This is a genomic window from Coprococcus sp. AF51-11b1 (assembly GCF_027682785.1).
In the GTDB taxonomy this organism is placed as follows: domain Bacteria; phylum Bacillota; class Clostridia; order Lachnospirales; family Lachnospiraceae; genus Allocoprococcus; species Allocoprococcus comes.
Map to the genome: position 1 here is coordinate 53439 of NZ_JAQCZB010000010.1, position 12406 is coordinate 65844.

Sequence of the window (12406 nt, forward strand, 5' to 3'; positions counted from 1 at the left end):
TATGAACAACAGGAGAATTTGCATGAGTGAGATGTTAGAAAAGGCTAGAAAATATGAAGATGAACAGGGAAAGCAGATAAAAGCAGAAGACAGACCGGCTTTTCATGTGAGCCCATATATCGGATGGATGAATGATCCGAATGGTTTTTCATACTATCAGGGAGAGTACCATCTTTTTTATCAGTACTATCCATACGATACACACTGGAACAGTATGCATTGGGGACATGTGGTTAGTAAGGATTTGCTTCACTGGGAATATCTTCCGGCAGCTTTGGCACCGGATGAAGATTATGATAAGATTGGATGCTTTTCAGGAAGCGCAATAGAGTTGGAGGACGGCAGACAACTGCTCATCTATACTGCGGTAGATCAGGAAAAAATGGAAGATGGAACTGTAAGGGATATTCAGACACAGGCAGTGGCTGTTGGAGATGGAAAAGATTATAAGAAATATGAGAAGAATCCGGTTCTGACAGCCAAAGATCTTCCGGAGGGTGCAAGTAAAGTAGATTTCCGTGATCCAAAGATCTGGAAAGGAAAAGACGGGAATTTCTATTGTGTTATCGGAAGCAGACCGGCAGACGGAAGTGGACAGATTCTTCTTTATAGAAGCAAGAACGGATTCGACTGGGAATTTGTCAGCATTCTTGCAGAAAATAAGAAACGTTTTGGAAAAATGTGGGAATGTCCGGACTTTTTTGAACTGGATGGAAAACATGTTCTTTTGACCAGTCCGCAGGATATGTTGCCGGAAGGCTTCGAATATCATAATGGAAATGGTACCTTATGTATTATAGGAGAAATGGACGAAGATACATATACCTTAAAAGAGCAGTATACGCAGTCTGTGGATTATGGAATTGATTTTTATGCAATGCAGACGGTGAAAGCATCGGACGGCCGCAGAATTATGATTGGCTGGATGCAGAACTGGGACACACTGGCTCATCGTGATAATGATTCGAAGTGGTTTGCACAAATGAGTCTGCCGAGAGAATTATCTGTGAAAAACGGAAGACTTTATCAAACGCCGATTAAAGAACTTGATGCAATGCGTAAAAACAGAGTTGAGTACAACAATGTAGTAATAAATAATGATACGATTTCATTAGATAAAATCGAAGGACGAACGATAGATATGGAGCTTGTGATACGTCCGGAAGATAAAGAAAATATGTATAAGAAATTTGGATTACGCTTTGCGAAGAATGAGAAGTTTTATACAGAACTGAGCTTCCGTCCTGATGAGTCTGTACTGAAAATTGATAGAAAATTTTCAGGAACCGAAAGAGCGTTGGTTCATCAGAGAAGATGTCTGGTAAATGGAGATGCCGATAAATTAAAGCTTCGTGTGATTTTAGATAGATTCAGCGCAGAGATATTTATTAACGATGGCGAACAGGTTATGTCGGCTGTCATATTTACAGAACAAGAGGCAAAAGGGATTTCCTTCTTTGTTGAAGGTGCAGCTAAAATTGATGTAGTGAAATACGATCTGGTTTAGAAAATACATGATAAAACTTACATAGAGTTTGAAGACGAATGGATAATGATAGGGGGATTCCTGAAACGGGGATCCCCTTTGTAGTATAGGAGCATAGTATCGATGATAGAAGAAAGAAGAAAAAGACATGAGAATGAACTGCATGAAAAGTATCTGCAGTTATATCACAATGAACAATGTTATGAAGAATTAATGCAAATGCTGGAAGAGGCTTATCAGAACAGACCGGCGGAACTTAGGAGATTAGACGGCAGAAGGGAGAAGGAACCGAACTGGTATCGTAACAGAAACATGCTTGGGATGACGATGTATCCGAAGCTGTTTGCAGGGGGATTGAAAGGTGTGATAGAACATTTAGATTATCTGTCTGAGCAGAAGATCACCTACCTTCATTTGATGCCACTTTTGAAGATGCCTCATCCACATAATGACGGTGGGTATGCGGTAGAAGATTTTAAACAGGTAGATCCCGAAATAGGAACAAACGAAGAGTTAAAAAGACTGACAAAAGAGCTGAGAAAACGCGGGATCAGTTTGTGTCTGGATGTTATTATGAATCATACGGCAGATACGCATGAGTGGGCAATGCGCGCAAAGAGAGGCGAACAGGAATATATGGATCGCTATCAGTGTTATGAAACGCGAGAGATTCCGGATCAATTTGAAAAGACGATGCCACAGGTGTTTCCAGAGACTGCACCGGGTAACTTTACATGGTGCGAAGAGATGCACAGGCATGTATTGACAACATTTTATCCTTATCAATGGGATCTGAATTATCATAATCCGAAAGTATTTAACGAAATGATCGGGAATATCCTGTATCTGGCAAATATGGGAGTCGAAGTGTTTCGTATTGATGCAGTTCCTTATATCTGGAAAGAATTAGGAACGAATTGCAGAAATCTTCCACAAGTGCATCTCATTGTCCGTATGCTGCGAATGATTCTGGAGATGATCTGTCCGGCTGTGATACTAAAAGGCGAGGTTGTTATGGAACCAAAAGAACTTCCGGTCTATTTTGGAACAGAGAGTGAACCGGAATGTCATATGTTATACGGAGTTTCCAGCATGGTAAATCTGTGGGCAGCACTGGCTACGAGGGACACAAGGATGTTGAAACACCAGATGGATGTGATTCACAGCCTTCCAAAGAATTGCTATTTTGTCAATTACCTTCGCTGTCATGATGATATTGGCTGGGGACTGGATGAAGAACAGGAGAAAAAGCTGGAAATAAACCCGATTCAGCACAAAGAATATTTGTATCATTTCTTTGAAGGTACTTATCCATATAGCTTTGCGCGAGGAGAATTATATAATTACGATCCGGTGACGAAAGATGCCAGAAGCTGTGGAACAACCGCAAGCCTGTGTGGGATCGAAAAAGGCGGATTTGAAGGAGATTTAGAGCAGGTGAAACAAGGAATCCAGAGGGTGCTCATGATGCATGCGGCATGTATGAGCATGGAAGGATTTATAATGCTTTCATCAGGGGATGAGATTGGTCAGGTAAATGATTATAATTACAAAAAAAACCCGGATACTGCAGCAGACAGCAGATATCTGCATCGCAGTCCATTCCGGTGGGACAATGCAGAAAAGAGAAAAAAAGCAGGGACGGTACAGTACGATATCTGGAATGGTCTGAAGCAGATGGAAGAAATACGGCGTCGGGAAAATTGCTTTGGAGAAACTGCCGGTATTTCTACCTGGGGCACAGGAAATGATGCGGTTTTTGCAATCAGAAGAACAGAAGGAAATGAAGAGTTGATCTGTCTGGCTAATTTTTCAGAGTATGGACAAAATGCATGGCTGAATTGTCTGGAAGGCGAATATGAGGATTTGTTTACGGGAGAAAAGCTGGAAATGAATTCGGTATGGATGAATCCTTATCAGTACAGATGGTGCTTGAAAAAATAGGAATTTTATGAAAAAGTAATGTCATTTTTGAGACAGAATGGAGAATATGATGAAAAAATATGATGTAGTGGCACTAGGAGAATTATTAATTGATTTCACAGAAAACGGAAAAAGTAATCAGGGAAATCCGCTTTTTGAGGCAAATCCGGGAGGAGCACCGTGCAATGTACTTGCAATGCTGACGAAACTCGGACATAAGACGGCATTTATCGGGAAAGTAGGGGAAGATTTTTTCGGAGAACAGCTGAGAGATGCGATAACAGAAGTAGGGATTGATGCAGATGGATTATGTACAGATAAGGAAATCCATACGACACTTGCAATGGTACATACTTATCCGGATGGAGACAGAGATTTTTCGTTTTATCGTAACCCGGGAGCAGATATGATGCTGAACAAAGAAGAAATTTGTGAAGACATTATTAAAGAAACGAAAATCTTCCATTTCGGAACATTGTCTATGACTCATGAAGAAGTGCGCGAAGCAACAAAAGAAGCAATTCGTGTTGCAGAAGAATCTGGTGCAGTTATTTCCTTTGATCCGAACTTACGTCCACCACTTTGGAATTCTTTGGATGTGGCAAAGAAACAGGTATTATATGGATTAGCACATTGTCATATCCTGAAAATCTCAGACAATGAGATTCAGTGGCTGACAGGAGAAGAAGATTATACTGCAGGGGTAAACTGGATCAGAGAAAGATATCAGATTCCGCTGATCCTTGTATCTATGGGTAAAGAAGGAAGTCGTGCATACTATAACGGAATGATGGTAGAAGTAAAACCGTTCCTTCAGAAGAATACAATTGAGACGACAGGAGCAGGAGATACATTCTGTGGTTGTGTATTACATTATATCTGTGAACACGGAATGGAAGGTTTGGAGGAAGAAAACCTGAAAGAAATGCTGACTTTTGCAAATGCAGCGGCATCTGTGATCACAACAAGAAAAGGGGCACTGCGTGTAATGCCGACAAGGAATGAAATTCAGAATATTATTCATGGTTTATAAAAACTAAACCTATTGACATAGTAGGTATATAGATGTATTATAAATACGACAGAGAAAACAGTTATGAAATCTGTAACAAGCCGGTGCAGGCAGTGGTCAGGAAGTTATACGAGAATATAGAATAAATAAGAGCATGCAATAAATCCGAAATAACGGATCATTTTGAAATGTTTTCCGGTATGTGTCGGATCAAACGTTTTATGAATTTTATATAGAAGACGGAAGCAGCAGAGCACAGCCGGTCAGAACCGAAGATTTTAAGGGCTGTGCGTTCTCTACACGCTGTCCGCATGCGACAGAAAAATGCAGACAGGAAGCACCGGTTTTCAGAGAAGTGAAGGCGGGGCATAAAGTAGCTTGTCATATGGTAGAAGAATAGAGGTATGTAAGAAAACACCGCAGGAAATGGGGGAATCCTGCGGTGTTTTTGTGTGGAAGGGGACGAAAGGCAGGGGAGGTTGTGAGACCGACCGGACGAAAAGAATTGTCATAAATTCCATTACGCAAACCATTCCGATGAACCCCTTGGGGCGGGAATCGTGTTCAGCAGAGGCTTCCACGATTCCTGGGTTTCATCTCCATTGCGTAATAAGTGAATCTATGACAAATCTTTTTGTCCGGTCGGTCATTCTACTTTGCCGGCTTTGCCCTTCTGAGTATTCCATAATAAAAAGGGCAGGGATTTCTGCTGTGGGAAGTGGGCGGATTATTTATGTAGAAATAAAAGAACGAAAGTTCAGTCAAAAGATTATATGACACAGAAATGAACGAAAATTTAAGAAAATCTAAATAGTATTTCCAACTGTTTTCCAGTATACTGAAACTATGATTGGATATCGGAACGCAAGTTACGGGGCGATGGTATTGTGCGATAACTTAGAGGGACAAAGTGTATATAGAAAGTGCTGCGGCTTCCTTATTGAGGCAATGGAGAGGAAACTCAGGAATCGTGGAAGCCTTTGCTGAACACGATTCCCGCTTTCAGAGGTTCCTCGGAATGGTTTGCCGAAGGGAAGCCGCAGCACTTTCTATATACACTTTGTCGGACTAACTTCAACAAACTTTTACACCTTAAAAGTAGAATGATGAGGAGGGAATGAGAATGAATTTCAAAGAAAATCTGATGGGGAAGAAAAAGGTGATTTTTATTGTATGCTTTATTTTTGCAGTCGCTCTGATTGCCGCAATCCTGCACATGGTTTCAGGAGGGGGAAAGGATTCTGCGAAGAACATCCTCTACGCGGATAAGGTCAGCGTGATCACCGGAAACGGAAGCGGAACCGTGAACCGCTTTGCAGGCGTTGTGGAGGCGCAGGATACTTTGAAAATCTCACTTTCAGAAGGACAGAAAGTGAAAGAGATTTTCGTGGAAAAAGGGCAGGAAGTGGAGCCTGGGACGAAACTCTTTGAATATGATACAGAGGAGCTTGCGATGACACTGGAGCAGGGAAATCTGGAACTGGAAAAGATAGGAAACAGTATTTCCAATCTGAATTCACAGATTGCGGCCTTAACGACAGAGAAAAAGAATGCACCGGCAGGTGAGCAGCTTTCTTATACAACGCAGATCCAGGAGCTGCAGACGAATGTAAAACAGGAAGAATATAATTATAAAGTAAAAGAACTGGAAGTGAACCGGACGAAGAAGAGTCTGGAATCATCCACGGTGACATCCACGATTGCAGGAATCATCCAGGAGATCAATCCGGATCCTGGTTATGATGATTACAGTGGAGAAAAGCAGGCATTTATGAGCATTCTTTCTACCGGAAAATATCGAATTAAGGGAAAGATCAATGAACAGAATATCGGTGAGCTTCAGCCGGGAATGGATGTGACGGTGCGGGCAAGGAATAACCAGGAGGAGATCTGGAAGGGATCTGTGGATGTGATCGACACAGAAAAACCGGAGAGCAGTTCACAAAGCGAGATGTATTCCGGTTCGGATTCTTCTGCCCGGGCAACTAAGTATCCATTTTATGTAACGCTTGAAACCAGTGATGGTCTGATGCTGGGACAGCATGTATATATCGAGCCTGGAACCGGAGTAAATACAGAGGGATTACATCTGATGACTGCTTATATTGTAGATGCAGACGGGAAAGAGCCTTACGTTTGGGTAGCAAATAAAAAGGACAGACTGGAAAAGAGAAATGTAAAGCTTGGTGCTTATGATGAGGAGCAGGATACATGGGAAATCACAGAAGGACTGAAAGAGACGGATTACATTGTCTGGCCGGATGGAGAATGTAAAGAAGGAGCAGCCGTTCAGAAGAACGAAAATGTACAGGCAGGAGGCATGGAAGAGGGGGAATAAAGGATGACTTTTCAAAAAAGAAATAAGAAAAAAATTCTTCAGATCGGGATTGCTTTGGTTGTCTGTGTATGTTTCATTGGAGGCGGCATTATATTTGCAATGAAAAAAAGTGAAAAAGCGGTCAAGGTAGCACCGGTAGCCAGTATGAGTAATGGTGGATGGTATTCAGAATCGGATATTTATGATTATGCGAAGGTGCAGGCAGGTGCGAGCCAGGACATTTATCATGATGATACCCTTACGATCAAGGAGATTTATGTCAAATCAGGGGATACGGTGAAGATCGGCGATCGTCTGGTTGCTTATGATACCACGCTTGCAGGTCTTGAGCAGGAAATGAAGCAGATGGAGATTCAGGGGATTGAACTGAATATTCAGAATCAAAAGGCAGAATTAGAACAGTTGAAAAATGCAAAGATTGTTGCGTCTGTTGAAAGAAGCCAGGATGAACTACGAAAAATGACTGCAAAAGGAACCAGACCTGGAATAATACGGACTGCGGATGCAAAGAAAAATGAAGGGGAAAATCCGGATACTTCCGAAAATCCTGAGCAGCCGGAGACACCAGAAAATCCGGAAGGACCGGAAAAACCATCAATCGGGAAACCGTTTCCGGAAGAACTGAAGGATAAGATCATTTATAAAGAGATTACAAAGGACGCTGCTCCTTATAATGAAGATGGAGATGGAACAAAAGAAAAGCCGTATCGCTATCTTTGTGCGCCGGGAGCAACGGTAAATGCGGAGTTCATGCTGAAAATGCTGGAAGAGAGGACCGTCTGCGTCTTTGATGTAGTGGATCAGGAGAAGGAACCGACGCTTCTTTTATATTCCTGGACGCTGGACGGAAAGACCGGACAGGTGATAAAGCCCGAAAATCCGGAACAGCCGGGGACACCGGAAGAGCCGAAAATTCCGGACGAACCGGATAATTCTGGTGGATATGAGGAGCCGGATCTGGGAGAGGCAGATGGAATGACCAGGGAAGAGCAGGCAAAGCAAATCCAGGAAAAAGAGCAGAAGATCAAGGACCTGGATCTGGAAAAGCGAACAGCACAACTGGAATTGAAAAAGCTGGATAAAAAAGTAAATAATGGTGTTGTAAAGAGTACAGTAGAGGGAACGGTAAAAGCTGTACTTGACGAAGAAGAGGCAAAGCTGGAGAATAAACCGGTTATATCTGTGACCGGAAAAAATGGTTGTTATGTAATCGGAGGGATTGCCGAAAGCAGCTATGATAAATTAAAAGAGGGTATGACTGTGATGGTGACTTCCTGGAATACGGGGAACTCTTATGAGGCAACGATCACCAGTATCGGTAATTCACCGGTTGAAAGTATGAAGAGCAGCGAGAATCCTAATATGTCCTACTATCCGTTTACTGCAGTGGTTGAGAAAGATGCAGACCTTTCATCTGGTGAGGGTGTCAGTATTTCCGTAGACGGACTTTCGGGTGACAGTGGGAATTCGATTTACCTGGAACAGATGTTCATAAGAGAAGACGGAAACCGCTCCTATGTATACAAGAAAGGAAAACATGGAAGGCTGGAGAAGCAGTATGTAGAGGTTGGAAAAAATATGTACGGTTCCATTGAAATCGTTTCCGGACTTACCATGGAGGATGAGATTGCATTTCCGTATGGAAGAAATGTAAAAGAGGGTGCGAAGACAAAGACAGTGGAGTCATTGTATGATTATAATTAATGAGGGGGTGAGGAGATGCTTGAAGATATCAGGCTGGCATTTCAGGGAATCTGGAGTCATAAGCTGCGGTCTGCGCTGACGATGCTTGGTATTATTATCGGAATCGGATCGATCATTGCAATTGTTTCAACGATCAAAGGAACCAATGAGCAGATCAAGAAAAATCTGGTTGGCGCGGGAAATAATGCGGTCAATATCCAGCTTTATCAGGGAGACTGGACACTGGATCTGTCTTATCAGGAGGTTCCGGATGGAATACCGGAGATTTCAGATCGGGTACTTGGTGAGATCCAGGCACTGGATGAGGTGGAAAGTGCAGCCCTTTATCACAGACGGAATGAATATGATGCTGTATATGCAGGCAGTCAGAAGCTGGCAAGCTGTAATATTTTTGGAATAGATTCCAATTATCTGGATGCCTATGGATTTCAGATTACAAAAGGGCGTGGCTTTTCCGAAAAAGATTTTACTGCAAACCGAAAAGTTGTGCTACTTGATAAAACGACAGCCACAGCTCTATTTCCGGATGGAAATGTGATTGGAAAGATTATTGAGGTTAAAGGGGAGCCATTTACGGTGATCGGTATGATGGCGAGAAAAGAAAATTCACAGCCGGTGATCAATTCGATGGAAGACTATTATCGTTATGTATCCACGGATGGAAGTGGAACGATCTGTATTCCGGATACACTGTGGCCGATTATTTATCAGTACGATGAACCGCAGAATCTGGTTGTCCGCGCGACAAGCACAGATGAGATGACTGCGGCAGGAGAAAAGGCGGCAGATATCCTGAACAGTTACCTGACCGTGTCTGATGAGACGATAAAGTATAAAGGGGAAGATCTTCTGGAACAGGCGAACCAGATCCAGGAGATCAGCAGCTCGACGAACCAGCAGTTGCTCTGGATTGCAAGCATTTCACTTCTGGTTGGCGGGATCGGTGTTATGAATATTATGCTGGTGTCTGTGACAGAAAGAACGAGAGAAATCGGTCTGAAAAAGGCACTGGGGGCAAGAAAAAGAAGGATCCTGACGCAGTTTCTGACGGAAGCGGCAGTACTTACCCTTCTTGGAGGTCTGATCGGTGTGGCAGGAGGGATTGCGCTTGCCTATATTATTTCCGCAGTCTCGGCAGTTCCGGTGGCAATCAGCGGAGTGTCCATTCTGGTCGGAGTAGTATTTTCCACATTGATCGGAATTATTTTCGGACTCCTTCCGTCGGTGAAGGCGGCGAACATGAATCCAATCGATGCACTGAGAAGTGAGTAGGTTTATGTAGAGAAGAATTATTTGTCGGATCCAAGATTGCAGATAAATAGATAGTATCTGTTCTACAGGAAAGTGGCGTGCCTTACTGGCACGCCATTTTTAAAAATTCTTCCATTGCCCTTGTCTGGTAGCGACCATTTTTCCAGTAGAACCGGATGTCACGGCTGCTTTCGCCTGCAGGAAGCTTATAGTACACCACATCAGGGGTAAGAGGTACTTTTGAGAGCATGATATCTCCGATAAAAGAGATCCCCATGCCGGAGCAGGTGATGTTGTAAGAAGTCATCTGCTGATCCATTTCCAGGATGATATTTGGTTCAAAGAGATTGTTCTGGCAGATCATACGGGCACGTTTTCCAGTGTCGTTTTCCGGTTTCAGCATAATAAAAGGCTCACTTTTAAAGCGTGTCAGAGGAACGGGAGGACAGGATTCTTCCAGAAATTTTTTGTTCAGGATATCTTCTACAGGAAGCTGATAGGAGCGCAGCGTATTATTGATCGGGAATGCTCCCGGAACAGCAAGGATCAGGTGCTCTTCCTGAAATTTACGGCAGCCGTAGATGGTGGCATCCAGAACACTGCTGTCCAGCATCAGATCCAGCTGCCCGTGTCGCAGCATACGGGCAAGATTGGCAGTGGTTTCTTCAACCAGGCTGATCTGGATCAGAGGATATCTGCGGGCAAAATCCGCGATCAGCGAAGGCAGGATCCAGGAGGAAAACAAGTTGCTTCCTCCGAGGGTGAGTGTTCCTTTTTTTAGGTCGCCCCAGTCGTTTGCAAATCCTTCAAATTCATTCTGGATACTTTTTATTTTTTCTACCGCTTTGATATACTGTACCCCACATTCGGTAAGGGAAAGTGGTTTGGTACTCCGGTCAAAGATCGGATATCCGATGTGATGCTCGACACGCTTTACGTTGGCACTGAGTGAAGGCTGTGAGATAAATAACTTCTCAGCCGCCTTGGAAAAGCTTTTTTCCAGATAAACTTCATAGACATATTCCATTCCCTGAAACATAGGTATTCTCCTTTGACATAGTTTTAAAATTATAGTTACTATAAAAATATATGTATTAGATTATATTATAACACAGAGCTATAATGAAAACAACAAAGGCAATACGCCAGAGAAAAATGGAAAATCGAGGGATTTTGAGATGGAAAATGGAAAAGAAAACAAGACAGGTTATCGTGTAGAACAGGATTCAATAGGAGCAAAAGATATTCCAGGAGATGTATATTACGGGGTACAATCACTGCGTGCTGCGGAGAATTTCCGTATTACCGGGCTGAATATGCATCCGGAGATCATCAACAGTCTTGCGTACATAAAGAAAGCATCTGCGATCACCAACTGCGAGAGTGGGATTCTGGAAAAGAAAAAGGCAAAAGCAATCGTACAGGCATGTGATGAAATCCTTACAGGAAAATTGCATGAGTACTTTATCGTAGATCCGATCCAGGGAGGTGCGGGTACTTCTCTGAACATGAATGCAAACGAAGTCATTGCCAACCGTGCGATTGAGATTCTTGGCGGGAAAAAGGGAGATTATTCAGCAGTAAATCCGAATGATGATGTAAACTGCGGACAGTCCACAAATGATGTTATTCCGACAGCTGGCAAGATGACTTCACTCAGACTTCTTCAGAATCTGAAAAAAGAACTGCTCAGACTTCATGAAGCGCTCTGCAAAAAGGCAGAGGAATTTGACCATGTGATCAAAATGGGACGCACCCAAATGCAGGATGCAGTTCCGATCCGTCTGGGTCAGGAATTTCAGGCATATTCCGATGCCATCATGCGTGATATCCACCGTATGGATAATGCGATGGACGAGATGCGTACCGTCAACATGGGTGGAACGGCAGTCGGAACCGGAATCAATGCAGATGAAGCCTATGTAAGCCGCATTGTTCCGAATCTTTCAAAAATATCTGATATTCAGTTTGTCCAGGCTTTTGATCTGATCGATGCAACCCAGAACCTGGATCCGTTTGTGGCAGTATCCGGTGCAGTGAAAGCGTGTGCAGTCACACTTTCCAAGATTGCCAATGACCTGCGTCTGATGTCATCCGGACCAAGAGCCGGATTTGGTGAGATCAACCTTCCGGCAAAGCAGAATGGTTCTTCGATCATGCCAGGAAAAGTGAATCCGGTTATCCCGGAAGTAGTGAACCAGGTCGCATTTAACATCATTGGAAATGATGTGACGATCACGATGGCAGCAGAGGGTGGACAGCTGGAACTGAATGCGTTTGAACCGATCGTATTCTACTGTCTGTTCCAGTCGATCGATACACTTGCCTATGCAGTGCAGACTTTTATTGACAACTGTGTGACAGGAATCACAGCCAATGAAGAGAGATGCCGTCAGCTGGTAGAGAACAGCATCGGCGTAATTACTGCAATCTGTCCGCATGTAGGCTATGAGAAAGCAGCGGAGATTGCGAAAAAAGCAATGAAGACCGGGGAATCCATCCGTAATCTGATCCTCAGAGAAGGTCTTTTAAGTGAAAAAGAGATGGAAACCGTTCTGAATCCGGTCAATATGACAGAGCCAGGTATTTCGGGAAAAGAACTTCTCAGAAAATAAAGAATAAAATTTTTCTAAAAGACATGATTTTCTCCTTTTAAGGGTGTACAATGAAACATACGCGTTTCATGAGTTAC

At 43.1% G+C, this 12406-nt stretch carries 9 protein-coding genes; 8 read left to right on the forward strand and 1 reads right to left on the reverse strand.

Annotated elements, in window-relative coordinates; all coding sequences use genetic code 11:
* Window positions 1–22 precede the first annotated feature (22 nt).
* The 7 genes from PGY05_RS10720 (at window position 23) to PGY05_RS10750 (ending at window position 9735) form a co-directional block, all read left to right on the forward strand.
* The gene (locus PGY05_RS10720; RefSeq protein WP_270475883.1) at window positions 23–1507 is read left to right on the forward strand and encodes a glycoside hydrolase family 32 protein; all 1485 of its coding nucleotides are present in this window, start codon (window positions 23–25) and stop codon (window positions 1505–1507) included.
* A 102-nt stretch (window positions 1508–1609) separates the two neighbouring features.
* Window positions 1610–3430: an amylosucrase gene (locus tag PGY05_RS10725; RefSeq protein WP_270475884.1), complete on the forward strand. Its 1821-nt coding sequence runs from the start codon at window positions 1610–1612 to the stop codon at window positions 3428–3430.
* 49 nt (window positions 3431–3479) lie between these two features.
* Complete coding sequence (locus PGY05_RS10730; RefSeq protein ID WP_270475885.1) at window positions 3480–4442, forward strand: carbohydrate kinase family protein; 963 nt, start codon at window positions 3480–3482, stop codon at window positions 4440–4442.
* Between the two features lie 181 nt (window positions 4443–4623).
* Window positions 4624–4821, forward strand: coding sequence for an oligopeptide/dipeptide ABC transporter ATP-binding protein (locus PGY05_RS10735; protein ID WP_270475886.1), 198 nt, complete (start codon window positions 4624–4626; stop codon window positions 4819–4821).
* Between the two features lie 723 nt (window positions 4822–5544).
* On the forward strand, window positions 5545–6759 hold the full coding sequence (locus PGY05_RS10740; protein ID WP_270475887.1) for an efflux RND transporter periplasmic adaptor subunit: 1215 nt from the start codon (window positions 5545–5547) through the stop codon (window positions 6757–6759).
* 3 nt (window positions 6760–6762) lie between these two features.
* Window positions 6763–8463, forward strand: coding sequence for an HlyD family secretion protein (locus PGY05_RS10745; RefSeq protein WP_270475888.1), 1701 nt, complete (start codon window positions 6763–6765; stop codon window positions 8461–8463).
* Between the two features lie 15 nt (window positions 8464–8478).
* Window positions 8479–9735: an ABC transporter permease gene (locus tag PGY05_RS10750; protein WP_270475889.1), complete on the forward strand. Its 1257-nt coding sequence runs from the start codon at window positions 8479–8481 to the stop codon at window positions 9733–9735.
* Between the two features lie 82 nt (window positions 9736–9817).
* Here PGY05_RS10750 and PGY05_RS10755 read toward each other — a convergent pair whose 3' ends face one another.
* Window positions 9818–10753, reverse strand: a complete 936-nt coding sequence (locus tag PGY05_RS10755) for a LysR family transcriptional regulator (RefSeq protein ID WP_270475890.1) — start codon at window positions 10751–10753, stop codon at window positions 9818–9820.
* 139 nt (window positions 10754–10892) lie between these two features.
* On the opposite strand from PGY05_RS10755, the gene PGY05_RS10760 reads away from it, so the two are divergent.
* Window positions 10893–12329, forward strand: coding sequence for an aspartate ammonia-lyase (locus PGY05_RS10760; RefSeq protein ID WP_270475891.1), 1437 nt, complete (start codon window positions 10893–10895; stop codon window positions 12327–12329).
* Window positions 12330–12406: the final 77 nt, after the last annotated feature.